25 protein-coding genes and 1 tRNA gene are annotated in these 25,535 nt (G+C 62.0%); 14 read left to right on the top strand and 12 right to left on the bottom strand.

Annotation, left to right across the window (positions count from 1 at the left end):
- Position 1: 1 nt before the first annotated feature.
- Positions 2–763, bottom strand: a complete 762-nt coding sequence (locus tag ABC969_RS04050; protein WP_345863128.1) for a glycosyltransferase family 25 protein — start codon at positions 761–763, stop codon at positions 2–4.
- Entirely contained in the window at positions 760–1,719 is a 960-nt protein-coding gene (locus ABC969_RS04045) for a polysaccharide pyruvyl transferase family protein (protein WP_345863127.1), read from the bottom strand. The genes ABC969_RS04050 and ABC969_RS04045 overlap by 4 nt, the downstream gene beginning before the upstream one ends.
- A gap of 251 nt (positions 1,720–1,970) precedes the next feature.
- On the opposite strand from ABC969_RS04045, the gene ABC969_RS04040 reads away from it, so the two are divergent.
- The 4 genes from ABC969_RS04040 to ABC969_RS04025 are packed head-to-tail and all read left to right on the top strand — an operon-like array spanning position 1,971 to position 6,251.
- Positions 1,971–3,074, top strand: a complete 1,104-nt coding sequence (locus tag ABC969_RS04040; RefSeq protein WP_345863125.1) for a glycosyltransferase — start codon at positions 1,971–1,973, stop codon at positions 3,072–3,074.
- Entirely contained in the window at positions 3,071–3,601 is a 531-nt protein-coding gene (locus ABC969_RS04035; protein ID WP_345863123.1) for an acyltransferase, read from the top strand. Before ABC969_RS04040 ends, ABC969_RS04035 begins: the two co-directional genes overlap by 4 nt.
- Entirely contained in the window at positions 3,598–5,133 is a 1,536-nt protein-coding gene (locus tag ABC969_RS04030; RefSeq protein WP_345863121.1) for a lipopolysaccharide biosynthesis protein, read from the top strand. Before ABC969_RS04035 ends, ABC969_RS04030 begins: the two co-directional genes overlap by 4 nt.
- Positions 5,130–6,251: a GumK N-terminal domain-containing glycosyltransferase gene (locus ABC969_RS04025; protein ID WP_345863119.1), complete on the top strand. Its 1,122-nt coding sequence runs from the start codon at positions 5,130–5,132 to the stop codon at positions 6,249–6,251. Before ABC969_RS04030 ends, ABC969_RS04025 begins: the two co-directional genes overlap by 4 nt.
- A 100-nt stretch (positions 6,252–6,351) precedes the next feature.
- Here the strand turns inward: ABC969_RS04025 and ABC969_RS04020 are convergent, their stop codons facing one another.
- Positions 6,352–6,606 (bottom strand): hypothetical protein, encoded by a 255-nt coding sequence (locus ABC969_RS04020; protein WP_345863118.1) that lies wholly within the window; start codon positions 6,604–6,606, stop codon positions 6,352–6,354.
- 25 nt (positions 6,607–6,631) lie between these two features.
- On the opposite strand from ABC969_RS04020, the gene ABC969_RS04015 reads away from it, so the two are divergent.
- From ABC969_RS04015 to ABC969_RS04005, 3 genes are all read left to right on the top strand, one after another.
- On the top strand, positions 6,632–7,579 hold the full coding sequence (locus tag ABC969_RS04015; RefSeq protein ID WP_345863117.1) for a glycoside hydrolase family 5 protein: 948 nt from the start codon (positions 6,632–6,634) through the stop codon (positions 7,577–7,579).
- Positions 7,580–7,819: 240 nt separating this feature from the next.
- Positions 7,820–9,013 carry an outer membrane beta-barrel protein gene (locus ABC969_RS04010; protein ID WP_345863115.1) on the top strand — a complete coding sequence of 398 codons (1,194 nt, stop codon included), beginning with the start codon at positions 7,820–7,822 and terminating at the stop codon, positions 9,011–9,013.
- Positions 9,014–9,027: 14 nt separating this feature from the next.
- The gene (locus tag ABC969_RS04005) at positions 9,028–9,834 is read left to right on the top strand and encodes an SLBB domain-containing protein (RefSeq protein ID WP_345863114.1); all 807 of its coding nucleotides are present in this window, start codon (positions 9,028–9,030) and stop codon (positions 9,832–9,834) included.
- Positions 9,835–10,217: 383 nt separating this feature from the next.
- Here the strand turns inward: ABC969_RS04005 and ABC969_RS04000 are convergent, their stop codons facing one another.
- Positions 10,218–11,075 carry a hypothetical protein gene (locus ABC969_RS04000; RefSeq protein WP_345863113.1) on the bottom strand — a complete coding sequence of 286 codons (858 nt, stop codon included), beginning with the start codon at positions 11,073–11,075 and terminating at the stop codon, positions 10,218–10,220.
- Positions 11,076–11,141: 66 nt separating this feature from the next.
- Here ABC969_RS04000 and ABC969_RS03995 point away from each other — a divergent pair, with 66 nt between their 5' ends.
- Positions 11,142–11,384, top strand: coding sequence for an XrtV sorting system accessory protein (locus ABC969_RS03995; protein WP_345863111.1), 243 nt, complete (start codon positions 11,142–11,144; stop codon positions 11,382–11,384).
- Here ABC969_RS03995 and epsI read toward each other — a convergent pair.
- Together epsI and xrtV are read right to left on the bottom strand one after the other, a co-directional pair.
- On the bottom strand, positions 11,374–12,093 hold the full coding sequence (epsI, locus tag ABC969_RS03990) for an exosortase-associated protein EpsI, V-type (RefSeq protein ID WP_345863109.1): 720 nt from the start codon (positions 12,091–12,093) through the stop codon (positions 11,374–11,376). The two genes, ABC969_RS03995 and epsI, sit on opposite strands and share 11 nt — an antisense overlap.
- Entirely contained in the window at positions 12,081–12,971 is an 891-nt protein-coding gene (gene xrtV, locus ABC969_RS03985; protein WP_345863107.1) for an exosortase V, read from the bottom strand. The genes epsI and xrtV overlap by 13 nt, the downstream gene beginning before the upstream one ends.
- 168 nt (positions 12,972–13,139) lie before the next feature.
- Between xrtV and ABC969_RS03980 the strand changes: the two genes are divergently transcribed.
- On the top strand, positions 13,140–13,802 hold the full coding sequence (locus tag ABC969_RS03980) for a PEPxxWA-CTERM sorting domain-containing protein (RefSeq protein ID WP_345863104.1): 663 nt from the start codon (positions 13,140–13,142) through the stop codon (positions 13,800–13,802).
- Here the strand turns inward: ABC969_RS03980 and ABC969_RS03975 are convergent.
- The 3 genes from ABC969_RS03975 to ABC969_RS03965 all read right to left on the bottom strand — a co-directional run bounded on the left by ABC969_RS03975 (position 13,795) and on the right by ABC969_RS03965 (position 16,916).
- Positions 13,795–14,316 carry a retropepsin-like aspartic protease family protein gene (locus ABC969_RS03975; protein WP_345863102.1) on the bottom strand — a complete coding sequence of 174 codons (522 nt, stop codon included), beginning with the start codon at positions 14,314–14,316 and terminating at the stop codon, positions 13,795–13,797. The genes ABC969_RS03980 and ABC969_RS03975 overlap by 8 nt on opposite strands.
- Positions 14,317–14,385: 69 nt before the next feature.
- Positions 14,386–15,264 carry a hypothetical protein gene (locus tag ABC969_RS03970; RefSeq protein ID WP_345863100.1) on the bottom strand — a complete coding sequence of 293 codons (879 nt, stop codon included), beginning with the start codon at positions 15,262–15,264 and terminating at the stop codon, positions 14,386–14,388.
- A 482-nt stretch (positions 15,265–15,746) separates the two neighbouring features.
- Positions 15,747–16,916, bottom strand: coding sequence for an acyltransferase family protein (locus tag ABC969_RS03965; RefSeq protein WP_345863099.1), 1,170 nt, complete (start codon positions 16,914–16,916; stop codon positions 15,747–15,749).
- A 668-nt stretch (positions 16,917–17,584) separates the two neighbouring features.
- On the opposite strand from ABC969_RS03965, the gene ABC969_RS03960 reads away from it, so the two are divergent.
- Entirely contained in the window at positions 17,585–18,415 is an 831-nt protein-coding gene (locus ABC969_RS03960; protein ID WP_345863098.1) for a class I SAM-dependent methyltransferase, read from the top strand.
- Between the two features lie 412 nt (positions 18,416–18,827).
- Here ABC969_RS03960 and ABC969_RS03955 read toward each other — a convergent pair.
- A tRNA-Ala gene (locus ABC969_RS03955) sits at positions 18,828–18,903 on the bottom strand.
- A gap of 220 nt (positions 18,904–19,123) precedes the next feature.
- Entirely contained in the window at positions 19,124–20,041 is a 918-nt protein-coding gene (gene ypfJ / locus ABC969_RS03950; protein WP_345863097.1) for a KPN_02809 family neutral zinc metallopeptidase, read from the bottom strand.
- Between the two features lie 161 nt (positions 20,042–20,202).
- Here ypfJ and ABC969_RS03945 point away from each other — a divergent pair, with 161 nt between their 5' ends.
- The 3 genes from ABC969_RS03945 (at position 20,203) to ABC969_RS03935 (ending at position 22,865) form a co-directional block, all read left to right on the top strand.
- On the top strand, positions 20,203–21,375 hold the full coding sequence (locus ABC969_RS03945; protein ID WP_345863095.1) for a patatin-like phospholipase family protein: 1,173 nt from the start codon (positions 20,203–20,205) through the stop codon (positions 21,373–21,375).
- Between the two features lie 10 nt (positions 21,376–21,385).
- Positions 21,386–22,171 (top strand): 3-hydroxybutyrate dehydrogenase, encoded by a 786-nt coding sequence (locus ABC969_RS03940; protein WP_345863094.1) that lies wholly within the window; start codon positions 21,386–21,388, stop codon positions 22,169–22,171.
- Positions 22,172–22,232: 61 nt separating this feature from the next.
- Positions 22,233–22,865, top strand: coding sequence for a DUF4893 domain-containing protein (locus ABC969_RS03935; protein ID WP_345863093.1), 633 nt, complete (start codon positions 22,233–22,235; stop codon positions 22,863–22,865).
- Here ABC969_RS03935 and ABC969_RS03930 read toward each other — a convergent pair.
- Positions 22,840–23,832 carry a cation diffusion facilitator family transporter gene (locus tag ABC969_RS03930; protein WP_345863092.1) on the bottom strand — a complete coding sequence of 331 codons (993 nt, stop codon included), beginning with the start codon at positions 23,830–23,832 and terminating at the stop codon, positions 22,840–22,842. The genes ABC969_RS03935 and ABC969_RS03930 overlap by 26 nt on opposite strands.
- 310 nt (positions 23,833–24,142) lie before the next feature.
- Here ABC969_RS03930 and ABC969_RS03925 point away from each other — a divergent pair, with 310 nt between their 5' ends.
- The gene (locus tag ABC969_RS03925; protein WP_345863091.1) at positions 24,143–25,528 is read left to right on the top strand and encodes a helix-turn-helix domain-containing protein; all 1,386 of its coding nucleotides are present in this window, start codon (positions 24,143–24,145) and stop codon (positions 25,526–25,528) included.
- Positions 25,529–25,535: the final 7 nt, after the last annotated feature.

Raw genomic sequence — 25,535 nt, 5'->3', positions numbered from 1 at the left:
GTCAAGCGAACTCGACCGCCGTCTTGCCGCGCAGTGCGGAGGTGATGCGACGCCGCAATGCGGATAGCCCGCGGAGGCGCTGGTTGACCGTATCCGTCTCGATATCGCTGCCAAAGCCCTCGATCGCATGATCTTCGGCGTTGAACTTGTCCTGCACGGCAAGCGCGGGGACGACCTGATAGGTCGTCAGCGACCGCGCGATGGCTGAACCGGCAAGGTTGAACAGGAAATCGTCGGCAGGGGTCTGCAGCAAGGGATCGCTGGCCGCCAGCCGCGCGGCCGCCTGACGCGACAGCAGATAGGCGCCGGCCCCCCAGGCGGCGGAGCGGATGCGTCGCACCGGCCGACCGGCCGCTTGCGATACGGGCGGACCGAGCGCCAGCCATTGCCCCGTGCTCTCCAACCGCACGATATCGGCATCGGGCGGGATCCATGCGGTGTCGGCCAGCGCGGCCGGCGTGGCATCGGACAGATGGATGTCATCCTCCAGCACGAGGCCGTAGGCATCCGGCCCGGCGGCGATCCGTCGCCATGCGTCGAGATGGCTGAGGAAACAGCCGATCTGCCCATCGCGCCAACCGCGCTTGCCATCACGCGGCCGCGCGGCGACAAAGGCCGCGCGCTCGCCGCCCGACAGGCGCGCGCCTTCGACAGCGGCGATACGCGTATGATCCAACCCCAATGTATCCATCCGCCGCGTCACGAAGCGCAGCCGATCGACCGAGCGATCGAGGTTGATAAGGTATATCGGGACGATATTCATACGATCGAGCTCGCGGCGCGCGAGACAATACGACCGGAAGCGTAATCTTCGCGCAGCTGCTCGATCCGCTCGCGCAGCAGATTCTGGCGCCCGGCAAGCATTGTGTCAGCACTCAATTGCGACGGCTTGCGCTGCGCCTTCGCCATATCACGGACCATCATCTCGCGCCGCACCGGCCGGGGCATGTGTCCGATCAAGCTGCGGGCGGCCTCCGCCGGATTGAACTTGGGCTTTGCGGGGCTGCTGCTGGCCGTCCCGCCGAAATTCCCGGTGAACTGGGGATTGGGCGATAACCTGTGCTGCACGCGCGCCCACAGCCCGACCCTATGCGGGCGGTAGTCCATCGACAGCGAGCTCGCCCAATCCTGCCATTTGAAGATCGCGCGATGCATGCCGATGACTGGAATCCACGGCACGCGAAAGGCATCGGCAATGATCGCGGCATGCATCGATTCGGCCACGACCAGCGGCGCACGCGCGATTTCGCTAATGACCGTCATCGGATCCTGGCGCGGATCGACGTAACGCAGACCGGTCTTTGCCGCCGCCCAGCGCCAATCATCGTCCTGCGCGGTGATCCAGTGGGGAATGAAGATTGGAGTCTGCTGTTTGTCGGTCGGCCACTGGGGCATGCCTGGTAACAGCACGGCGGGATCGATGACTGCACGATCAGCCGGCAATCCGAGCAACTTAGCGGTTAGCGGACCGCGGACTGCATAGACCGCCCAATTCGGGCCGCTGATATCCCGCGGTGCAGCAGAATAGCCTACGCCACTGCCCATGACCACGCGCATTTTGGCCGCCGGCAGCTTGTTAGAAAGAACGGTGCCCACGCCGACCAGCAGGGCGCCGTCATCAGCATCAGCGACCACCTCTGGCATGAGAAATTCCCACAGGAAGTGGTTGAGATCATCACCAAAATTCGGATGCTCGCCGGTCCAGCTATATATCTTCACGCTATGTTCCCTCGTAGCCGTGATCTTCTATACGGCAGCATGGTCGGCAATGCGATTACGTTTCGCGGTAGGTTTGCGACATCGTCCCGCATCAAGGCATTATCGAGGGGTGCAATGTTGCAGTTGCTCTGTCATAGGCAAATTTGATGGTCTGCAGCTCGCGCGACCGACGACATTTATCTCGGACGAGGCGTTACAATGAGGCAAGCACCTTGTCAGCAATTTGCTGCAAACGCGCTGATCTATAGACCATGAAAGTTGTCATTGTCGTATACTGCCTGCGGGGCGGCGGGGCGGAACGCGTCAGTAGCTACTTGGCCAATAGCTTGGTCGAGGCCGGCGACCAAGTTTGCGTCGTCACGGAACTGGGACCCGAGACCGATCAGTATCATGTCGGGCCGGCAGTCCGCAGGGAGGTTATCGGATCGTCGAGCGGGGGCGGTCGCCTGCGCAAGGCGCTGCGCATGGCACGGAAGGTGCTCAAGTTGAGGAGCATATTGGGGCGACAAAAGCCTGACGTTGTGGTGTCATTGATGACGCGTACCAACAACCTGACTTTATTGGCCACGGTAGGGACGTCTCACCGGGTCGTCATTTGTGAGCGTAATGACCCGCGGCATAATAACGAGCGCGCGGGCGACGAGACGCTGAGGCGGCTGCTTTATCCCCGCACAACGCTCTTGATCGCGCAAACCGAGACTATGGCGCGGGTAATGCGGCAAGATTTCGGGCTGAAACGGACTGCCGTCATTCCGAACCCCTCCATAAATGATGTCGCTGACAGTAACCCCGCTGCGCCGCATTTTGCGGGAAAATACATTCTCGCAATGGGCCGCCTCGCGCCGCAAAAGGGCTTCGACGTGCTGATACGGGCCTATGCACAGTCCCGAGCGCGTGAAAAGATGGCATTAGTCATTGCGGGGCAGGGCGGGCATCGTGGCTGGTATGAGTCGATAGCCGAGAGCGAAGGGGTGGCAAAACATGTCCATTTCGTCGGCCATATTGATGAGCCCTTTCCGTTGCTGAGAGAATGCGAAATGTTCGTGCTATCGTCCCGATGGGAGGGCTTTCCTAACGTCCTGCTCGAAGCGATGAGTCTTGGACGTCCGGTAATTTCGACCATTTTGCCCAGCGGTGCTCATGACATGATCGAGCATGGAACCAACGGGCTGCTGGTCCCCGTTGGCGACGACGTGTCATTGGCCACGGCGATCGATACGCTTGCGTCCGACGGAGAAGCTGCAGAAGTGATGGGTGCCCGCGGGCCAGCTGCCGTTGCGCGATTTCAACTGACGGTAGTGATGGCGCAATGGCGCCGGGTGTTGATCGACGTAGCGGAAAGGGCACCCGTATGAGCCGCATTTCACACCTTTTGGCGCGGGTGCGCCGTTGGCGGTTGCAGCACCGGTTCGACATACGGATCGATGAAAGTGCCAAGGTTTCCAGCTCGGCCCGTTTCTTTGCCGGCGGCAAAGGGCGCATTCGTATCGGAGCGCGATGCGAAATCGGCGCCGGCGCGGTCCTCAACTGCCATGGCGGCTCGATCGAAATGGGAGACGATTCAACCGTCAACGAATTGGCCGTACTCTATGGCCATGGCGGGCTGCGCATCGGATCAGGCGTGCGTATCGCAGCGCATACCGTCATTGTGCCAGCGAATCACGGCATCGCGCGCGACCAGCCAGTGTTCCGCCAGCCCCAGACTAAGATCGGCATCGTGATCGAGGACGATGTTTGGATCGGTGCCGGTGTGCGCATTCTTGATGGCGTGACGATCGCTCAGGGATCGGTCGTTGGTGCCGGCGCTGTGCTCACGCGATCGACTGAACCCTACAGCATCAATGTCGGTGTGCCTGCGCGACGGGTGGGATTCCGAAATTGAGCATTCCCCTCGAAGCCGTCGAAGAGCACGCTGATCTGCCGATTGCGGTGGATTCAGAAGCGCCGGTCGCGACGCTCAAATCGCGCGTGGTCAGTGGTGCGGGCTGGAGCTTCCTCGACAACGCTGCACAGCAGGTGCTGTCGCTGGTGATTTTCGTGGTTCTCGGACGGTTGTTATCGCCCGCGCTGTTCGGCGTTGTCTCGACCGCATTGGTGTTCGTGTTGCTCATGCGCAGCACGGTGCTCACGTCGGTTTCTACGGCATTGGTGACGCTCAGCAGCCCGGTCGATGAAGACTATGACACCGGATTCTGGTTGTGCGTGATCATTGCAGGCATTGCTTTTGTCATTCTCAACCTCGCGGCAGACCCGCTCGCACGGCTTTATCACATTGACGAATTTTCTGGCGTGATCCGCGCAACCAGCGTCATCGTGCTGCTTTTTGGCCTATCCTATGCCCATGTCGGCTGGGCGAGACGGAATTTCCGCTTCCGCTCGCTTGCAATGCGCAACACCATAAGTACGGCCGTCGCCGGATTGATTGGTATCACCGTAGCGGTGATGGGCTTTGGCCTGACTGCGCTGGTGCTCAATCAAGTCATTTCGGCGCTTCTCGGTCTGCTGCTGTTATGGCGGGCGATCCCCTGGCGCCCCAAACTGCGTTTCTCGTGGTCCCGCGCCAAGGCGCTGTTGGCAACCGCCGTGCCGCTGGGGGCTAATCAGAGCTTGCAGTTCATTGCGCAGAATTTCGATACCGCGTTGATCACCTATCTGCTCGGGCCGCTGAGCGGCGGCCTTTATGCCGCAGCGAAGCGGGTAGTGGGGGCGATTCATATCGCGCTTTGGCAACCCATGGCGTCCGTCGCGCTGCCGGCCTTCGCCGAGGTCAGCGGCGACGCGGTGCGGTTCGGCAACGCCGCGGTGCGCGTCGGCCGCCTCGTAATGGCGCTTACCGCGCCGCTCTTCGCCGGCATCGCGCTGACCGCGCCGGTGGCGATCGTGGTGTTGTTCGGCAGCAAATGGCTGGACGCGGCGCCGATCATGACGGTGCTGGCGGCGTTCGGGCTTTTCGTGCCGAGCCTCGGCATCCTCAACCAGATGGTCATGGCGCTGGGCAAGGCAAAGGTGATCCTGCTGTTCACACTCCTCCAAATGGCCCTGTCGCTGGCGGCGATCATGCTCGTCGGCGGGCGCGATCCGGTGCGCGTGGCTTTGTGCCTGTCGGCGCCGACGCCGATCATCTTCGTGCTCACGCTGGCGATGTTGACAAGGCTGACCGCGTTTCCGCTCGGGCGCTATCTGATGGCGATTGGCCGGCCGCTGGCCTGCACCCTCGTGATGGCGGTGGCGGTGTTGGCGGTGCCCGATCTGCACGCCGGGCCGCTGGTGCAATTGATCGTGCTCGCGGGGGTTGGCGGGGCGGTGTATGTCGCGGCCGCGCTGCTGATTGCGCGCGAAGCGGTGGACGATATATGGGGGTTCGCGCGATCGCTTTTGCCGCGCGGCCTGAAAAACAAGCGGGGCCTATCATGAGATTCCTCATCGGCACCGCGCACTTCTTCGCGCCGACCTACCGCGATGCGGGCATGCATCGCTTCGCCAAGGCGCTGGCGGCGAAGGGGCATCATGTCGATTTCATCACCATGGGGCAGAGCCGCCTGAAACAGGCGATGAAGCGCGAGACGCGTGCGTATGTCGCCGCAGCCGATGCCGCCGCGGCAGCCGGGGTCAATCCGCCCAACATCCACGCGCATGTGCATCGCGAACTGGTGCACCCGCCAAGCGGCTCGGCGCAGATCGAACGGCTGACCGCGCCGCTCAACCGCGTCTATGGGCGCCGGCCCGACGCGGTGCTGACCGCGGCGGCCATGGCGGCGGACGTGGTGATTCTGGAATGCGGCTATGCGCTGTATTGGTACGAGGCGATCCGGCGGCTCAACCCGGACGCCCGCTATCTGGCCTTTTACAATGATCGGCTCGATCTGGTCGGTTTCCGGCCCGAAGTATTGGCGCTGGCGGACCGCCTGCTGCCCGAATTCGATCTGGTCCGCACCAATGCCGAGCGTCTGCTCGACTATCTGCCGGCGGCGGCCAAGGGGCTCTACGTGCCGCAGGGCGTCGACAAGGAAAAGATCCGGTTTGATTCGCCCTCGCCCTATGCGCCGGGCACGCGCAACATCGTGTCGGTCGGCAACATGCTGTTCGACGATGGCGCGGTGCGTGCCATCGCGGCGGCGGCGGCGCCGGCCAACGGTTTTGTGCATGTGATCGGCGCGGCGATGGCCGATCCGCCCGCCAACGTGATCGTGCACGGCGAATTGCCGTTCGAGCGCACCTTGCCGTTCATGGTCCATGCCGATGTCGGGCTGGCGCCATACCGGCCGGTGGAAGGCGCCGATTATCTCGTTCAATCGAGTCTCAAGATTCAGCAATATTCTTATTGCGGACTGCCGATCCTTTTGTCGCAGGGTCTAGGGCTCGAAGCGGCCAATTTCATCCATTATGATGTGGCCGCTCCCGGCGGCGTGGAAGCGCCGGTGGCGCAGGCGCTGGCCACGCCGCGCGACCGCACATTTGGCGCAAAATTGCTCGATTGGGGCGAAGTCGGCGATGTGTTATTGGGCGCAATCGCGTCGCTCCCAGCGCGATAGAACCATTATTCTATGTTCTTGTGATTTAATATTATTTTAGCTTAATCCGGCGTTTTCCATCTCTGTCCGCGCGATCTTAAAGCGGTTCTTCCTAATCCCCTCAGGCGGCCGACCAGGCCCCGATGACGCGTGGCAAAGGGATGGAAGTCTTGACGAAATCGCAGTTCAGGAAATCGCTATTACTGTTGGCGTTAGGCGTACCGGTGGCCGCCATCGCGGCAGCCGCGGCGACCAATTCGTCGTCTACTTCGCTCAAGAACGCCGCGTCCGCGCCAGTCGTCGTCGTCCAAGCCGCAACGGCCGCGACGGCATCGCCGACAGCCAAGGCGAACAAGACCGCGCCGGCGGTATCCATCGCACTGCCGCCTGCACCCGCCGCCGTGAAGGAGAAGGTGCTGGCGGGGATCAACATCTCGGGTGGCGAGTTCGGTTCCGTCCCGGGCAAGATTTACACGCAATATATCTATCCGAGCGCTGCTGAGATCGACTATTTCTACGGTCTCGGCTTCAAGGTGATCCGCATCCCATTCCGCTGGGAACGGCTGCAGCCCACCTTGTACGGTGCACTGTCGGCGGTTGATCGCAAGGCGCTGCTGAACGCGACCAATTATGCCACGTCGAAAGGGATGGTGGTGGTGCTCGATATGCACGATTATGCCCAGCGGCACGCCACGGTCGGCGCCACCGTCAATACCAAGGTGGGGTCAGCCACCGTCACTGCCTCGGCCTTGTCAAACGCCTGGGTGCAGATCGCGGCAGATTATCGCGACAATCCCAAGGTCTGGCTCGGACTGATGAACGAACCCAACGGCCTGCCTGCAGCCGATTGGTGGACCAGCGTGCAGCAGGTAACGACCGACCTGCGCGCGCAGCGCATCACCAACAAATTGATGGTGCCCGGGATCAGTTGGACCGGTGCGCATTCGTGGATCAAATCAGGCAATGCCGCGCTGGCCGAGAAATTCATCGATCCGGGCAACAACTTCGCGTTCGAATTGCACCAGTATCTCGATAAGGATTCGAGCGGGACGTCAGCGACGTGCACGGCGGGGGCCGCCAATCGCGTCGATGCCGCGCTTGCCTGGGCGGCGGCCAAAAAGGTGAAGCTGTTCTTTGGCGAAATAGCGGCCGGCGGCGCCAATGCCCAATGCCAGATCGAATATCCCGCCATGCTGACCAAGCTGAATGCCAGTGGTGCGGTGATCGGCTGGACGGCGTGGGGCGCCGGCAAATGGTGGAGCCCGACGTATCTTTTCCGCCTCAACCAGGTCACCGCCGGTGTGCCAACGCCGCACATGGTGTTGCTGCAAGGCAATATGCCGCTGTAAGGTTCTTGATCAGTGCGCGGGAAAGGGGGCAGGCGGCGTGCGTGGCCCGGTCCCTTTCCCGCATGTCGCGTCCGATCAATCTCAGGTATATCATTGCGATACTCGACTTGCGTCGCAGTGGACGTGGCCATATGGTTATCGAAGCCGTAATGATGCGGTTTAAGGGGCAAGCTCATTCGGATGACCTGCATTGCTGCGCCAGTCGCTCGGCGCCGCGCGAGTTCCAATGGGCGTGGTGCCGTGACGCTTGCGTTCGGCGCGACGCTGTTCTGTACCGCTGGGTTCTGGCCCGGCATCGCCGCGGCGCAATCCTTGTCGACAGCGAGCGATGGCAATCAGCAACGGCTGATCGTGACGCCCAGCGTGCGGTCCGCCTACGATACCAACGTGCTGCGCCAGAACGACGAAGGCAATGAGCCGCGGGACAATTTCCGGGTCACCACGGGGGTCGATATCATTGCGCGGCGCACGTTTGGGCGCACCGCTGTCAACGTTGCCGGCACGTTGGGCTATGATTTCAACAGTCGCTATAAATTCCTCGATCGCACCCGCATCGAGGTCGGTGGCGGGTTGCGCACGCCGGTCGGCGCGATCTGCTCGGTCAGCGTGGATGCGCGCTATGATCAATACCAGTTCGATCTTGGTGACGTCGACGAAATCATCGCCTCGACGACGCGGCAGCAATTTTACGACGTTTTGGCCAGTTGCAATCGCTCGTCGGGCTTCTCGCCGCTGGCCGGCCTGAGCTACAGCAAGCGCAGCACTCAGGCGCAAAACGTGTTCGGCTCGACCACGTTGGGCGAGCGAGTCGGCATCTCCTATGCCAAGCCCAGCCTCGGCGTGATTTCGCTGATCGGCTCGCATTCCCGTATCAGGCGCCCTGGCGTGGAAGATCTGTTGGGCGCCGAGGATGGTACGGAGGTGACCCAATTGCAGCTGTCGCTCAACCGCAATGTCTCGCCGCGCCTGAGTTTCGTGGCCGGCGGCGGCTATGTGCGCGCCAATCCCGACCGCGCGGCTGTAGAGACCTTCTCCGGCGCCTCGTTTAACGGTGCGGTGACGTGGGCCCCGGTCCCGCGGTTGGTTATCGACGCCGTGGCCAAGCGCGATATCACGAGCCAAAACGGGATCAACGCGACCTATGTCATACGTGAGGATTATAGCGTCGGCGCTAGTTGGCGCGCAAGCCAGCGCAGCCGCGTGCGCATGTCGGCGACGCGGATCGATCGTGATTTCGCCGGTCGGGGCACGCTACCCCTCGCCACCGTGATCGGTGAGGACAGCACCAACATCATTACCGCCGCTTATACATACGACACTGCCCGCATCTTCCGCTTCGGCTTATCAATAAGCAAGCGGTGGCGCGATGCCGACGTGGCGCGTTACGACTATAAATCGACGGTTATTGGCGCCTCAGTCGGCGCGAAATTCTAATGGAAGGACAATTCATGTTCGCTCGAATGATTGCTGTACTGATGTCCTCCGCCACGGTCGCCGCGGTGGCAGCGGCCCAGACGCCTGCTCCGCCCGCGCCGATGATGGCGCCTGCGGATGGTTACCAGCTCGGTATTAACGACGAGATCGAAGTGACGATCTTTGGCCAAGGCCAGCAGGCCCAGATCACCAAGACCCGCGTGAAGGAAGACGGCACGGTGACGCTGCCGCTGATCGGCACCGTTGTCGCGCGTGATCTGACCGCGCGGCAGTTGGCCGAGAGCGTTACGCTGCAGCTGCGCAACGAGGGCTTCTTCACCCGCCCGGTGGTCAGCGTGGATGTCACGCAATATGTCAGCAATTCGGTGACCATCTATGGCGCCGTCGGTTCAGCCGGCGTGTTCCCGCTGGATCGCCCGCTGACCGTGGCGATGATGCTGGCCCGCGCTGGCGGCGCGCGCGCCGATGGAGCCGATTTTGTCGTCTTGCGCCGGGCCAACGACACGACTGAGCACCGTATCCCCGTCGCGTCGTTCGGTGGCGAGTATAGCAGCACGACGCCGTTGCGCGCCGGTGACACGTTGTTCGTGCCGGTGGCGCCGACGATCTTCGTCTATGGCCAGGTCAATTCGCCCGGCTCGTTCACGATCACCAGCGGCATGACTATTCGCCAGGTGCTGGCGCGTGCCGGGGGGCCGACTTTGGCCGGTTCGGAGCGCAATATTTCGATTTATCGCGGTGGCGAACGGCTCAAGAAAGTCGATCTGAACAGTCTGGCGCAGGAAGGCGACACGCTTTTCATCCACGAAAAGCTTTTTTGATACTGTTTGCCCCTATGCGGGATTTCCTTCCCGAGACGGGCTGACGCTAATGCTAGGGATCGGTTGCAATTTGCTGGCGATCCCACCCACTGGCACCAGTGTACAGGTCGAGCATAGACGTAGCGGCACATTGAGTGCCGCGCTGATACCAGCGCACCGGCTCGCGCCGCGGCCAAATCTCGTTGGGAAGGGCGATTTCGACCACAGCGTGGTTTGCACCAAGCCGAACGCTTGGGGGTGCTGACAATCAACGACATCAAGGCGCTGATCAGCGGTGGTATGGAGTGGGTTGGTACCGCGTCGGACAGCGTGGATTACGCCGATGATCCCAGCCCGGCGGCGCCGGGCCGAGCCGGAACACCGGCTCGGCCCAGTCTTACGCGTTATTGCGCAGCCGGCTTAGCGCCGGGCTTTGGCTTATAGGCGTCCGAATAGCTGATTTTGGCTGCTTGACGCAGACCGGCGGTGCGTTGCTTGACGGCCTTTTGCGCGCGTTCCGCCTCAATCCGACGGCGTGCCACGGCTTCCTGTTCACTTTGATTAAGCGGCGCGGCGCGTTGCTCGATCACTGCGCTGGCAACGGATGTTGGGCCGGAGGTAGAGACCAATGGCTCGCCAGGCTTGAGCGATGCCAATTTGGCCATCTCTTCGTCCGAGATGGCGGCCGTATCAACTTGCGCACGCCCACGCTGCATCGCGACCTTGTTCTGTTGCAGCACCGCGACGAGCTCATCGATCGTCTGCGTCGGGACAAGCGCCTTCAACACCTCCTGCGATGGGGTGGTAAACTGTACTTGGCTGACCAATAGAATACGGCGATCGGCAGCGATGTTCGGATGGCTATCGATATACGCATTGACGTCGTTCTGCGAGATCGGCCGCCGGCTGGCGGCGGCAAAGCCCTGTAGTGCTTGCTGCGCCAGCATCACTTCGCGCATGCGGCGTTCCTGCAGGATAAACCCGGGGGCCTTATCGAGCTTCTGCGCCTCGGCATCGGCGGCAAGCAGGCGACGGTCGATCATCGCTTGCAACACCTGCCCCTTGACGCTTTCGCGCGACGCGGGCGGCACGTTATTGAGCTCCAACTTCAGTTCGCTGGCTGTAATGCCTTTGTCGTTAACGACGGCCACGGTCTGCCCGGTGGCCTCCTGACGGTTGCATGCAGTGGTCGATGCAAGCAATGCGACTAAGCCGATCCGTAAGCTTTGCGTGGATCGGATGCGCCTGTTAAGCGGTGCCAAGCACATATTATTATAAGCCTTTCCTTGGGTTCCAAGGCTGTCGCCCGGATTGGGTTGGAGAGCAAGATGCAGACGGTATTCGACTGGTTAACTCTAGCGGCTTTCGCTGGTCTCGTCGTGTTGTTCCTGCAACGTTCTACGCAGGATGAATTGCAGGACAGTATTTGGCAGTATGCACCCCCGGCAATCGGCTGTGCCTTGTCCAACTGGTTGGGCAACAATGGTCATGCAGCGGCGTCGATTGCGGTGTTGGCCGCAAGCATTGCGTATGTCTTCATCGTGCTAAAGCCTTTCCCGACTAAACGTTAGCCGGCCCCGCGAGCAGCGCACGCCCGTCGCGTCCGCTGCCGTGGAACAAGGCCGAAGCGAACCGCGTGAGCGACGCGAGCGCTGTCGCTGGATCAGGGGAAATCATCGAAAGCCGTATCAACGCGCCGTCGGGCTGAAGCCCTTGTAGATTTTGCTTCGCCAGGTTGGAACGCTCCTCATCCCAATCGATTGGGAAACCGTTGCCGAGTCGTGTCCAATACAGGACTTGCTCGATGCGTTCATCGCGCGCCGTCGACAAGAAGCGTCCTCCCAGCGTGACGCCGCGCGCCAGCGGAATCTGCACCGCGCGGTCCGCCGTGATGGTGAAGCCCGAGCCGGGATAGCAGGATTCCGGGCGGTGAACCATCAGCATGCCGCTTTGCCGCCGCGCATACGCGATCAACATCATGATCGGATTTTCGTTGTCGGCACGATAGGTACGCGAAATCTGCTCCTCATACACTGCGGCGGCGGCGCGCTCGTCATTGGGCGGCATCACCAGATCGGGATCGACGAAGGATTGCCACGCCCCCACCGTCGTGGGCAGGACGTCCTTAATCGATCCGCCAACGGCAATGACGGGCAAGCGCGGGAGCCGCACAAAAGCGATCCCCGCCGTCGCCAACAGCGCGCCGCCGATCAACATCTCGCGGCGCCCGATGGCAGTTGTCGGCGCCATCGGCGCCGGCATAGCGGTCAACGCGTCCATCCCAATCTCCGGAACAAGGGGTGCAGCACCGTATCGAGCGCAAGAAACAGGGTCAGCGCGAGCACGAACATCAGGATGCCTGCCGCTTCATGCGCGATGCCCTGCGCGATATCCTCGCCAAACCAATAAGTTACGAGGATCAGGATGATGATGCGGGCGAAATTGGTCAGCACGGCAATCGGCAGCACCAACACAGTAAGCACCAGCGCATAGCGCGGCGCGTCATCATGCCGCAAATAGACATAGAACAGGCTGATCGCGCTGATGCCGATCAGAGAGTTGATCCCCGAACAGGCGGTCGCGACGAGCAATTGATAGCCCTCGATCTGGATCATGCTGCCGGTGCTGCCAATGGCAAAACCCGCCCAGGCCAGCAGATCGACGGCGCCGGTGGATAGCAGAACCTTGATCGGCCGGGTCAGCACGAAGATCCAGTTCTCCGGCGGCGTGATCAGGAACAGGCCATAGAAAATCGGGAACCACAGCCGCCGGATCACCGCCTCGCCCCAGCGCAAATACGCTAGCGTGATCAACACGCCGTACAGCGACAGGCTCTCGATCATCAAAACGCTGGTGATCCGGCCGACCGCATAGAGCGGCAGCAGCACAACCAGCGCCAATCCCGCCGGCAGGAAAGGGCGACGAACGGCCAGTTGCAACGCCGCCCGATCACGCCACAACAGCCACAGGCCGGTGGCGAAGACGATGGGGCCGTGCGCGCCAGCCTCGGTCGACCAGCTGAGCTGCGCCAGCCGCAACAGCGTGGGCAGCAGCAAAGCGGCAATGCCAAGCGCGAGGATCCACTCGCCGATGGCCAAACGTGGCTGTCGCGCGGTGGAGGGCGAACGATCGGTGATCAGCACTGGAGATGACGTCATCGCGTGCAGCGAGCCCCTTAGCAAAGCACGGTCGCGCTGGACCAAGCGCCTGTTTGTTTATGGCAAGTTGCGAGCTTTGTCGAACGCGGCCGGTGATTCGGCCCGATTTGGCACAGGGCAATATTTGAGGGCTTGTGCTCCAGTGTTAATATCTTGATAACATTTGCTATGGATCCTTCAATCTCGCTCAAGAATCAATATCGCGCCGCGGCGGGAGTCGATGGACTGCTGCTGGTGCTTCTCGCCGTGGCCAGCTTTGCCATCAGCGAACAGCGCGACATGCTCGGCTGGGCGCCCGGCGCGTTCGCCGCATCGCCGATCCCGCCCTCTGCTATGGCCGCCGTTCTGTCGCCCGCGCCGGAATTGGGCCGCGGCGGTTTTGGCGGCGTTGGCGGACCGGACTTTCGCCGGGGCGCAGGGCCGGTTGGCGGATCGGCTTTTGCCGGGCCTGGTGCTGTTGATCCTGTTACCGATGGCGTGGGTGATGTGTTGCCCGGCGCCGTATCCGGCCTTGATGACGCGATTCCCGGTGCTGGCGGTTTGCTGCCGGACGGCGTTGCATCGCCTGGCGGCGGCGGCACCGGCGGTGGCGGCGGCGGTGGCGGACCGGGCGGCGGTGGTGCTGGCGGCGGTGGCGGTGGTACCGGCGGCGGCGGTGGTGGTACCGGCGGCGGTGGCGGTGGCGGTGGCGGCGGCGGAGCCCCGCCCGTGTCGGCGGTGCCGGAGCCATCTAGTTGGTTGCTGATGGTATTGTCGTTCGGGGCGGTGGGCGTGGCGCTGCGTCGTCGCCGGGCGCGGGGCTTGGCCCCGATCGCTGCGGCCTCTAACTAAGCGTCAGCTCGTCGCCGTTGATCGAAAACGTTTTCATCCGGCGAAGCGTGTTCTGACCCAATAAGGATACGCCGCCGGGGCGATCGACCACGGCGGCGGAAATCCGGCCGAGCCGCTTGCCGCCCAGCGCAACCTTCTCCAGCTCGGTCCATCGCATTGGTGCGGAACCACCGACCGTTGCGATGGTCGTAGCGGGGCCGATTGCCCCGGCCCCCACGCGACGCGCATCCTCCGACGTCAGCACGGTGACGCTAGCGCCCGTATCGACGAGGAAGCGCACGCGCACGCCATTGACCGTGGCGTTGACGTAAAACAGCCCATCGGGCGCTCGCTGCCAACGCCCGATCGGATCACGACCGATTTGTACGGGCGCCGCAGATGGCGTGTCAGTCATTGCCGCGGCGGCGATATCGCCACCGGCTGTAGGCGAAGATGGCGTCAGACCGGCAATCGCGATCGCTGCACAGCCGGCGCACACCATGCTGGTAAACGAGATGGGGAGAAGAATGGCCATGGCGCGCATGCCATGGTAGGTATCGCCGTCGCCAAAAGACGGCGTTGACAGAACTGGTTAGCGCGGCGTTTACGCTTGGGCCGCCGCTGGCTGATCGGGCGCCGGCTGGTCCGACGTTGGCTGATCGACCGCCTGGTTATCCTCCATCATGCGGTCGGCCGATCGGCGCGCACGCCGCACATTATTCCATTGCAACAATGCGATGAGCAGGATCACAAGCCCCGCGATGGCAAACTGCACCGCGGCCAGCAGATATGGGCGCGGCAATTGATCGGGTTGCGTGAACAACACGTAATGCGGCCCCGGCGAGACGAGATTATTCTCGATAAACACGTTGCGCACGCTAGGCGGAAGCGCATTCCGCGCCATCGTGCCGACGAGCCGCGTCGGCACGCGACCGGAATCGTCGATCTGGACGAACAGCCGCGATGTAGCGCCCGCGCCAGTGCTGACGGGCACATAGCGCACGACATAATCGGTCATCAGCAGCCGCATCGTATAGCGCAGCTGCGGCCCGTTGGGGATGACGGGGTCGATACTGGCATGGCCAGTCGGCAACGGCGCGCCGACCGGACCGCTGACCGACACCGGCTGAATCGGGCCGTCCCCGCTGGGCAGCGTCAGCAGCAACAGCAGGCTGGCGATTGCGCCAACCGCGGCGATGCCCGCCATGATCAGCAAGATGCGCAACTGGCGAACGGCAAAGCGCGTCGCCGCGACGGGGGACACGGGGCCGATGCGGCGACGATTCTGGCGCCGCCAATATAGCAGATACACAATAAACGCCGGGATCGCGGCCAGCAGGACCATGCCGATCAGCGTGGATGTGGGCCGGAAACGCGCAAAATCGCTATACTGCCACTCCAGCAGCCAATTGGCGAGGCCGTGCGCCATCGTATTCTGCCAGACGAAAAAGCCGAAGACGATGGCGATCCACGTCCAAAGCATTGGTCGCGCTGTCTTCATATCATCCCCACTTTTGCCTGAATATCCAACGACAACGCCGATCATTGACGGCGCCGCGATCGCGACATGGTAATAACATCCGACGACAGATGCGCTAAAGCGCACGCATTCGCCGGGACAATCCATCTTTGACGCCAAAAGGACTATATCTTCCGGCGATCGATGCCGATACTTTTCTGCACGGCGGGCCGGATCGACCCCTATTTTGGTAAGTCAGCGCGGGTGCGAAGTCCAGCCTACATTAACGGTTCGTTACCGCTAAGCAGCTCGAGGTGCACGGCCATCTCGCATTTTTGATGAGCTCGCCTGCAAGAAACGAGATCGTTGCGCGATCGATTATTGTCTTTGAATGCCCCGATCCGATGCGGCCGCTTTCAAACGATCGTCGCTAGCCTGAAATCGACCCGAGTTGGCCGAAGGCGTCTGTCCGCCGCTATCGACGGTCGGGTGGGGTGGCCTTTCCTTCAGCGTTCTTTGGCGAACCCCAACTCGTCAAATGGTGGCGATTGCACATTAGGGCCCCGCAATGCCGTTGGGATTGGCCTGCCTTGAATTCTGCCCGCCCAAAAGCGGCCGAGGGCTATACCGGGCAGCTCGATATAGCGGTATGACATCAGGCTGACGCCAACAATAATTGGGATCGACCCGAGCAGTATTGCTAGGACCGTTATCGGAGAAGGGGCATCAATAAAGTATACGATGGAATATATTAAAATTGAAAATGCAACGTAGTGCAACAAGTAGAGAGAGTAAGATGCCTGCCCGATTGCGAGAGTAATCCGGTTACAAAAGACAAGATCGAACCATTTGTTGCTTTTGCCTTGGCAGCCAGCGACGAGATACGGGAACACAATGCACCACGGCAAAGTTTCGAGGGGGTCTTTTGCGAATACCAGTACAGCCAAGGTTGCTACAAAAGCAGTGGCGAAGGGATTGAGATCGACTTGTACTAGGTGTGGTAATGCCAGTCTGCTCGCAAACCCGATCGCGAAGAACGGCGATGCATGGCCCAAGAAGGCATAATCGAACGTGCCTAGGATGCGGCTGCGCGCGACCGCCAGCCCCGCAAGCACCGCGAGGGCCAAAACCGGCCAGCCCCAACGCCGCGTGATGGCGTACACAATTAGTGGCGCCAGCAGATAAAATTGCCACTCGAGCGAAATGCTCCAGGCGGGAGCCAAGATGCTATGCCCAACCTGGGGCAAGACCTCTTCAGGCACTAGGCCGTGAAGCATCGTGAGGTGCAGCAGCCAATGTGCGGCGGGCGCTGCCATCGTCAGCTCGGCACGATGATTATACTTGTCGACGAAAGACCGAAAGGACGGGTCATAAGCCCATGGCAACGCGGACACCCCGTGCTGCAGCCAGCCATAGGTCAACCAACCGCCCACCAGCCCAACGAGCAGGATGGGAAAGAGCCGCATGAAACGACGCAAGATATATGGCCCGTAGGCTTCCTGCTTTCCCAATAGGAGGTGGGTGATCACGAACCCGCTCAGGATCATGAAATTTTGAACGGCATAGCCAGGCGAAAGCAATTTCGACAGCGGAAAGGGCGCTTCAAACGGGACAAATTGCATGGCGTGCCCAACGACGACAGCCAGCGCCAAATAAGCGCGCAGCCCTTCCAACATCGAGAATCGTGTTCTTTCAAGCACTTGGACCCCCGTGCGGCACGTTCAGTACCTGCCACTATAAATAACCGGAACTGCTCAAGATGCAATGTAGAACCAATATGACGAGAGATTCCAAACCATTCTGGCGTGTTTCGCTGCGGAGCTGGAGGGCGCGGGGCGTGATCTGCGGCTGCGATGCGAGGTTCGGCCCCGTAGCGCGTGCAATTGAAATGACCCATCTGCTCGTGGTGGCTAAAGCCTAGCAGAACACAGCTGGGAATAGCTTTCACTTCGTCGCGTACCGCAGCGCCAGACGACCAGCTCGCCGCTTTACCCAACAATATGGCTAATTCACCTTCCGCCCGTTCCGCCACCACGATCTGCCGGCCGTAACTACGCTACACGTATGCTATTAGAAGCTTTGTGTTTGATTCTTACAATTACGATGTGAGGCTGCGCAATGCATTGGGGCGGGATGATAGCAGTTAGTACCGAGCAGGTGCGTTGGCGCGATTTTTTGGGCCTATAGATGTGAGGTGCACGCGCCAAGATTCAATTAGCCCATCTGCGTAAATCATGTAATTATTGCGCGATTCGTATTTTGCAGGTGCTCTATTAAAGCATTGTTACAGGCGCTTTAGCGTTACGGAAGGCTTCTGTCTTATAGATAAGGGAAGGTAGTACCGATGGACTTGCCGAAATTCGCCGATCGACCTCACAACAAGCTTACCGCGTTATCCGATGCGATCGTGGCTAAGACGCACATTCAGCAGATAACCTGGGCGGCATTGAAAAAGGTTTCCACAAGAGTTGGGCGACCAGCACGCGTACTTGATTTTGGTTGCGGCATCGGTGGGACTGTCGCAGTACTGAGAAACCGGGGCTATGACGCATACGGCGTCGATGTGGTTGAGTCATATATCGATAATGGGTCTGGATATTTTGTCGATGAAGGGGAATATCCGGCGCTATCACTTCTTAAAGATGGCAGATCGATATTTCCGGACAGTTATTTTGATTTGGTGATCAGTGATCAGGTTCTAGAGCACGTAGAACAGGTTGACGCGGTAGCATCAGAAATATCCAGAATAACTGCGCCAGGCGGCGAAGGAGTTCACATATTTCCTGCAAAGTATTGCTTCAAAGAGCCGCATATGTACACGCCTATCGTACACTGGCTTCCGAAAGGGGCACCTCGGAAGGCCGCCATCAAGACCATGCTCCGACTGGGCTATAGTGCGCCGTTTTTTTCCGAGAGACCCCTTGATGAGCGTACTGAAATCTTCAATCATTACAGCGAGACCGAGACCTTTTATCGGAGTTCAGCCGAGTTGCGTCGGGTTTTCGCTCGCCACGGACTAACCGCGGCAAGCGGCACGCGAGAAAAGCTAAAAGTATCGGGTGGAACGCAGAAAAAAGTGGCTGCAATGCCGCTGGTTGGCGGCGTCGCTGCGACGCTCTACGACAACTTCCGGGCCAGCTATCTTGTCACCAGGAACGATACAGCAGGTGGTTAAGCAGTAATCACGGGAAAATTCTCACCGTCAGTAGAGGGTTCCGAGCAATCAGTTAACGAACCCTCTGATTGATCCCGCTCGTTGGCATTCACGAGCGCCATGGATTGTATCTCCTGGCTGCCTTAGAGCGCGACAGGTGCTGCAGCATAGCAACTATACGTGGCCAAAGACTTGGGGCCAGAAGCACAATTTGACGCTGTAGTGGGCCATAGTGACAAGCCAACGGGGGGCATGCCTCATCCCTCGCCCGGGCTATTTGCAGGAGCTCATCGCCTCCACCGGGGCGGTGGGAAACGCAATCGGCCCATATGGCGACCCTCCTTTGCGATGCCGGCGCGATATCGCAGCGGGTCGCTCCGCCACGGCGCGCATCCGGCCGGGGATATATGCTCGTACTTCAGTTGTCAGGAACTGGTGGAGCTGAGGGGAATCGAACCCCTGACCTCTGCAGTGCGATTGCAGCGCTCTCCCATCTGAGCTACAGCCCCGCTCCATGCTCGGCCCGCGGACGGCCTTCGCATTTAGCGAGGCTTTTCGCGCGACGCAACGGCCCGACCGGGGCGATTTTTCAGCGTTTCCGATAAGCCCGGGCAAGCCGAGAGCAGACCATCGCCGCCGCCGAAACCCGCCGCCGAGGACCGCGTGGACTTCTGTTATAAACGAGTGACGCCCCCCACCGAGCGTCACTCGCAAACGATACGTTACCGCTCAAATCGCGCCGCTGAACGTGTCGCACTGCGCCGGATCGCCGCTATCCAGCCCGCGCTTGAGCCAGCTCTGGCGCTGCGCCGACGTGCCGTGCGTAAAGCTGTCCGGCACGACCCGGCCCTGGCTCTGTTGTTGTAGCGTATCGTCGCCGATCGCCTGCGCAGCGGTCATGCCTTCCTGCAGATCGCCCGGCTCCATCCGGTCGCGGTTCTGCGCCGCCCACACGCCGGCATAGCAATCCGCCTGAAGCTCGAGCCGGACGGAGGCGGCGTTGCCCTCGCTGCGGCTACCGCGCTGTTGCACTTGCTGCACCTGCGCCGACGTCCCCAGCAGATTCTGGATATGATGGCCGAATTCGTGCGCTATGACATAATTCTGCGCGAAATCGCCCTTGGCGCCGAAGCGGTTGGCGAGTTCGTCGAAAAAGCCGGTGTCGAGGAAGATGCCGCGATCGGTCGGGCAATAAAATGGCCCCATCGCGCTTTGCGCCGCGCCGCAGCCCGATTGGCCATTGGAGTCGAAGAACGACAGTTTGGGCTGTTCGAAGCGCTGGCCCGATTCGGCGAAAATCGCCGCCCAGGTCTTCTCGGCCGAGCTGAACGCATTGCATGCCGCGCGCTTGGCCGGATCGCTGGCGCAGATCGCCGTGGCGCCGGTGGCCGTGTCGGCACTTTGCGTCTGCGGCGCGGCTTGCTGGCCCGTCCCCGTCAACTGCCCGATGCTGCCGAGGCCACCGCCAAACACCGCGAACACAATCAGCAGCACGACCACGCCGCCGCAGCCAAACTTGCTGAATACCAGCGGCAGGAAGCCGAGCAGCATTCCGCCGCCACCACCGCCACCGCCTAGATTGAACCCGCCGCCCCGGTTGCCCTGGTCCTCGACGTTGATGTTGGGATCGAAATCGTCGAGCCGCATGGCATGCCTCTGTTCGTTGCTGTACCGGCATGAATGCGTGGGCGGCGCTGTTGTTGCAATGGCGGGCAAATAGCAGTGGCGATCCCGGGCAGGGCGGGGAGCCACGTAACAATTCGCCAACCACCGTTGCCCCGCGCGCCGCCGCGGCGCATGTCTAGGCCATGGCCGACACCGATTCCAAACCGCGCCGCCACGCGAAAACGCTGCCCTTGCCCGATTGCGTGGCTTTGGTGCTGCAGGGGGGCGGGGCGCTGGGCAGTTATCAGGCGGGGGTGATCGAGGGGCTGTCGGGCAGTGGTATCGAGATCGACTGGGTCTCGGGCATCTCGATCGGCGCGGTCAATGCGGCGATCTATGCCGGCAATCCCGAACCGCTGCGCGTCAAGCGACTGCAGGCATTCTGGGATCGCATGACCGGATCGCTGCCGAGTTTTCCGATTTTCCCCAACGATCAGATTCGCGAGTTCATCCACGAATGGTCGGCGGGTTATATCATGATGACCGGCGTGCCCGGCTTTTTCACGCCCCGGACCATGTCGCCCATGTTCGCCACGCCGGGCACGCCCGAGGCGCTGAGTTTCTACGATTCGGCGCCGCTGAAAGAGACGCTCGATGCGTTGATCGACTGGGATTTGCTCAACAGCGGTGCGGTGCGCCTGTCGGTCGGCGCGGTCGATGTCGCCAGCGGCAATTTCCATTATTTCGACACGACCGAAACGCGCATCGACGCACGGCACATCATGGCCTCGGGCGCGCTGCCGCCCGGGCTGCCGCCGATCGAGATTGATGGGCGGCTGTGGTGGGATGGCGGGCTCGTCTCCAACACGCCGCTGACGCACGTGCTCGATCACCAGCAGGGCGCGCTGCTGGCCTTTCAGGTCGATCTGTTCGCCGCAGCGGCGGAATTGCCGCGGACGATCATGGATGTCGCCGCGCGCGAAAAGGAAATCCGTTTCTCGAGCCGGACGCGGCAAGTATCCAATGAAGTGATGCGCATTCGCCAGGATCGCGAGGCGGTGCGCAAGGTGCTGGCCAAACTGCCGCCTCAACTGCTCGATGATCCGGACGTGCAAGCGCTCGCGGCGCGCTCCGAAGAGGATCCGGTCAACCTGGTCCATTTGATCTACCGCGCCAATGCCTGGGAAGGCGGCAGCCGCGATTTCGAATTTTCCGCACGCACGATGCGCGAGCACTGGCAGGCGGGCGTCGAGGCGGTAGCGGAGACGATGGCCAATGCGCAATTGGTCGCCGCCAATATCGAAACCGGCAAGAGCGCCGCGTTTGATCTGGCGCGCAAGGTGCTGCCGCACCGCGATCTGCATTCCGAAAATTGAGGAGAAGTGCATGTTCCTGAAGGGCAAGAGCGCGATCATCACCGGCTCCACCTCGGGCATCGGCCTGGCTTATGCGAAAGCCTTTGCCGCCGAGGGCGCGAGCGTGATGATCAATGGCTTTGGCGACGCCGCGGCAATCGAGCAGGAGCGCGCCGCGCTAGCGGCGACCAGCGGCGCGACGGCACTCTACGATCCGGCCGACATGACCAAGCCCGAGCAGATCGCCGCGCTCGCCAGGCGCTGTCATGATGAGCTGGGCGGGCCGGACATCATCGTCAACAATGCCGGTATCCAGCATGTTGCGCCGATCGAAGATTTCCCTGCCGACACGTTCGAGGCGATAATCAAGATCAACCTGACCTCGGCCTGGTATCTGATGAAAGCCGCGGTGCCGTTTATGAAGGCGGCGGGGTGGGGTCGGATCATCTCGACGGCCTCGGCGCATTCGCTCGTCGCCAGCCCCAACAAGTCGGCCTATGTCATGGCCAAACACGGGATCGTCGGGCTGACCAAGACGATCGCGCTGGAAACCGCGACCGACGGCATCACGGTCAACTGCATTTCGCCCGGTTACGTTTGGACGCCGCTGGTCGAGGGGCAGATCCCCGATACGATGAAGGCGCGCGGGCTGACCCGCGATCAGGTGATCAACGACGTGTTGCTCGCGGCGCAGCCCACCAAGGAGTTCGTCACGCAGGAACAGGTCGCGGCCTTGGCCGTTTTCCTGTGCGGTGACGCGGCCAAATCGATCACTGGCGCCAACCTCTCGATGGATGGCGGATGGACCGCTGCCTGAGCGCCTTGGCAAGCTGCAACGCCAATGGTTTATGGCGCGATATATAGGGAATGAATCGCGCATGACGGTGAAAATGGCTTGGGGCCTGGCGACGTGCGCGATGCTCGCCTCCTGTGCGGGCGGCGGCGAGCGGCCCGCCACGGCGGGGACGGCGGCCACAATGGATTGGCGCAAAGTGGCGACCGCCGCGGATCGCGCGCGGCTGCGCAATTGGCGCGTGGCGTGGATTGAGGCAACGGCCAAGGCGCGGGCGGCCGGCGCGGCGGCCGCGATCGACGCGCAGGGAGCGTTGTTCGATCCCGATCATGCGCTGGATGGCGCGATGCCGCCGGCGGGCAAGTATCAATGCCGCATTTTCAAGCTCGGTGGGCGCGGCACCGGAACCAGGGATTTCACCGCCTATCCCTTCTTCGCCTGCCGCGTGGAAGCGGAAGGCGATGTCTCCAGCTTCTACAAGACCGATGGCTCGCAGCGACCGGTGGGGCTGGCATTTCCGGATGGCTCGGGGCGGGCGATCTTTCTTGGCACGATGATGCTGGGCGATGAAACGAACGCGCTGGAATACGGCCGCGATGCCGATCGAGACATGGCCGGGATCGTCCAGCGCGTCGGCGCGCAGCGCTGGCGCGTCATGTTGCCCTATCCGCGATTCGAATCCACGCTCGACGTTATCGAGATGCTTCCGGCCAGGTAAGCAGCGCGCGTTTCGGCCGTTTCGATAGCGGCGGACGGAACACTGCGGCATTTTCGATCTTCTCCGGGCGGATATAGATCGACGACAATTGCGGCACGGCGATGCGTAACTGATCCTCGATCTGCTCGATCAACGTCTCCGCTTCGCCCATCGTCACGCTGTCGCGGAAATCCGCGCTGATCGCGACGAAGATCGAATCCGGCGCGGTGTGGATCGTGCGCACGTGATTGACGCTGGTGATGGCCGCATTGCCCTCGACCAGCACGCGGACGGTAGCAACGATCGCCGGATCCGCGCCCTCGCCGATCAGCAGCCCCTTGGCCTCGCGCGCCAGCAGCACGGCGACGCCGGCGAGAATCACCCCGATGGCGATCGAGGCGATGCCGTCGAGCCGCGGGTCCTGATAGGCATGGCTCGCCCACACGCCGATCCCGGCAATAATCAGACCGGCGAGCGCGGCCGAATCCTCGAACAGCACGATAAAGCCGGACGGATCCTTCGAGCGGTGGATCGATTGCCACCAGCCAGCCTCGCCCTTGGAGGCGGCGAATGCGCGTATCGCAATCGTCCAGGAGGCGCCTTCCAGCGCGAACGCCACGCCGAGAACGATATAGTTGATCAGCGGATCACGCAGCGGTTCCGGCGCGAGAAAGTGCGTATAACCCTCATAGATCGATACGCCGGCGCCGACCGCAAAGATCAGGATGGCGACCACGAACGCCCAGAAATACAGTTCGCGGCCATAGCCGAATGGGTGCGCGTTGTCCGGCGGTTGCTTGCCGCGATGCTGGCCGAACAGCAGCAGCACCTGATTGAGGCTGTCGACCACCGAATGGAACCCTTCGGTCAGCATCGACGATGATCCGGAAAACCCCGCCGCGATGAACTTGGCGACGGCGATGCCCATGTTCGCTACCAGCGCGGCAACAATGACGATGTTCGAGCCGTCGTCTTTCGCTGCCGCCACGCTAAGTTCCTCGATGTTGTCACGCGATATGTGTGAGCGAACGATGCAGGCATCGGATTGTGCCATGCAAGGAAATGCCCGCCGAGCAGCGTGCTCGACGGGCATCCTTTCCTCCCCAGGAAACTTGGTCCACGTCCTGCAGAGCAGCGCCGCGGTGTGCGGCTGCTTAAGTCATGGAAATGTTGGAAGCGGCACCCCCGCATCATACCGCGCTCGGTGAAGCCGTCGGTGATCAGGGCATGACGCCTGTGCTATTGTAAAGACGTGACAACCTGAGGCATTGCCGCGCAAGGTGATGAGGCGACTACAGATGGCTGATCGTAAATTGTTCGCCGGGCATGCGGTGCGGCGGCTGCGGCGGCAGGCGGCGCTGACGCAGGCGGCGATGGCTGAAATACTCACCATATCGCCCAGCTATCTCAATCTGGTCGAGAAGAACCAGCGCCCATTGTCCGCCTCGTTGCTCGTCAAGCTGGCCGAATCGTTCGATTTCGATCCACGCGCGCTGGCCGCGGGCGAGCCTGGCGGGGGCGAGGCCGCCATCCGCCGGCGGTTGGCCGATCCGCTGTTTGCTGACCTTGAGATCGATCGCAACGAGATCGAGGAATGGCTGGCCGGTGCCCCGGGCGGAGCGGAAGCATTCGCGCGCGCTTTCGATCGCATGGCTGCGGGCGGCGATACGATGACTGGCGCGGCCGACCCGATGGCCGAGGTGCGCCGCGAGATCGAGCGCTGGCGCGGCCATTTCGCCGATCTCGATGCGCTGGCCGAGGCTCTGGCGGATGAATTGCGGCTTGGCGCGGGCGATCTCTATGGCGCGATCGCCGAGCGGCTGCGCGTGAAGCACCAACTGACCATCCGCGTGCTGCCGGTCGAGGTGATGCCCGATCTGCTGCGCCGCATGGATCTGCACGCGCGGCAGTTGCAATTGAGCGAGACGCTCGATCCCGCCTCGCGCACGTTTGCCGCTGCCTTCCAACTGGCGCAGATCGAGGCGCGGGGCGAGATAGATGCGCTGGCCAAGGGCGCTGGTTTTGCCGACCGACAGGCGGAAAGGCTGTTCCGGCGACATCTGGCGGGCTATTTTGCCGCCGCGGTGATGATGCCTTATGCGCGCTTCCTGCGCGCGTGCGAGGCGACCGGATACGATGCCGAACTGCTGCAGCGCCGTTTCGGCGCCGGGTTCGAGCAGGTGGCGCATCGCCTGACCACGTTGCAGCGGGTCGGCGCGCGCGGACTGCCTTTCTTCCTGGTGCGCATCGATCGCGCCGGACAGGCGTCGAAAAGGTTTTCCGGCGCGAGCAACGCCGCGCTGGCCGAGGCGGAGGGGCGCTGCCCGTTATGGCGTGTGCATCACGCCTTCGATCGCCCGGGAACGCTGACGGTGCAATTGGTGGAGCTCGAGGATGCGTCGCGCTGGTTGACGCTGGCGCGCACGGTGACCCCGCAGCAGCGCCGCTACGGCGCGGTGCCGGCCGAGTTCGCAGTGGGCATCGGCGTGGCGGCGGCGCATGCCGGCGCGCTGGCCGCGGCGCGGGGCATCGATCTGAAGGGCGAAGCGACGCCGATCGGTCTCGGTTGCCGCGCGTGCCAGCGCCACGGCTGCCCGCAACGCTCGGCCCCGCCGATGGGGCGCGCGCTGACCATCAACGATCGCGAACGCGGGATCAGCGCATTCAGCTTCGGCGGCGACTGAAAGCACG

It is taken from the genome of Sphingomonas qilianensis (genome assembly GCF_039614825.1).
In the GTDB taxonomy this organism is placed as follows: Bacteria; Pseudomonadota; Alphaproteobacteria; order Sphingomonadales; family Sphingomonadaceae; genus Sphingomonas; species Sphingomonas qilianensis.
This window is presented reverse-complemented; position numbering and strand designations above follow the sequence as displayed.

Coding starts and splice junctions, on each gene's coding strand:
- ABC969_RS04050 (WP_345863128.1), bottom strand. CDS start 763: ATGAATATCGTCCCGATATACCTTATCAACCTCGATCGCTCGGTCGAT.
- ABC969_RS04040 (WP_345863125.1), top strand. CDS start 1,971: ATGAAAGTTGTCATTGTCGTATACTGCCTGCGGGGCGGCGGGGCGGAA.
- ABC969_RS04035 (WP_345863123.1), top strand. CDS start 3,071: ATGAGCCGCATTTCACACCTTTTGGCGCGGGTGCGCCGTTGGCGGTTG.
- ABC969_RS04025 (WP_345863119.1), top strand. CDS start 5,130: ATGAGATTCCTCATCGGCACCGCGCACTTCTTCGCGCCGACCTACCGC.
- ABC969_RS04020 (WP_345863118.1), bottom strand. CDS start 6,606: ATGGATACCGCCGGCGCGGTCTTGTTCGCCTTGGCTGTCGGCGATGCC.
- ABC969_RS04005 (WP_345863114.1), top strand. CDS start 9,028: ATGTTCGCTCGAATGATTGCTGTACTGATGTCCTCCGCCACGGTCGCC.
- ABC969_RS03995 (WP_345863111.1), top strand. CDS start 11,142: ATGCAGACGGTATTCGACTGGTTAACTCTAGCGGCTTTCGCTGGTCTC.
- epsI (WP_345863109.1), bottom strand. CDS start 12,093: ATGGACGCGTTGACCGCTATGCCGGCGCCGATGGCGCCGACAACTGCC.
- xrtV (WP_345863107.1), bottom strand. CDS start 12,971: ATGACGTCATCTCCAGTGCTGATCACCGATCGTTCGCCCTCCACCGCG.
- ABC969_RS03980 (WP_345863104.1), top strand. CDS start 13,140: ATGGATCCTTCAATCTCGCTCAAGAATCAATATCGCGCCGCGGCGGGA.
- ABC969_RS03975 (WP_345863102.1), bottom strand. CDS start 14,316: ATGGCCATTCTTCTCCCCATCTCGTTTACCAGCATGGTGTGCGCCGGC.
- ABC969_RS03970 (WP_345863100.1), bottom strand. CDS start 15,264: ATGCTTTGGACGTGGATCGCCATCGTCTTCGGCTTTTTCGTCTGGCAG.
- ABC969_RS03965 (WP_345863099.1), bottom strand. CDS start 16,916: ATGTTGGAAGGGCTGCGCGCTTATTTGGCGCTGGCTGTCGTCGTTGGG.
- ABC969_RS03960 (WP_345863098.1), top strand. CDS start 17,585: ATGGACTTGCCGAAATTCGCCGATCGACCTCACAACAAGCTTACCGCG.
- ypfJ (WP_345863097.1), bottom strand. CDS start 20,041: ATGCGGCTCGACGATTTCGATCCCAACATCAACGTCGAGGACCAGGGC.
- ABC969_RS03945 (WP_345863095.1), top strand. CDS start 20,203: ATGGCCGACACCGATTCCAAACCGCGCCGCCACGCGAAAACGCTGCCC.
- ABC969_RS03940 (WP_345863094.1), top strand. CDS start 21,386: ATGTTCCTGAAGGGCAAGAGCGCGATCATCACCGGCTCCACCTCGGGC.
- ABC969_RS03935 (WP_345863093.1), top strand. CDS start 22,233: ATGACGGTGAAAATGGCTTGGGGCCTGGCGACGTGCGCGATGCTCGCC.
- ABC969_RS03925 (WP_345863091.1), top strand. CDS start 24,143: ATGGCTGATCGTAAATTGTTCGCCGGGCATGCGGTGCGGCGGCTGCGG.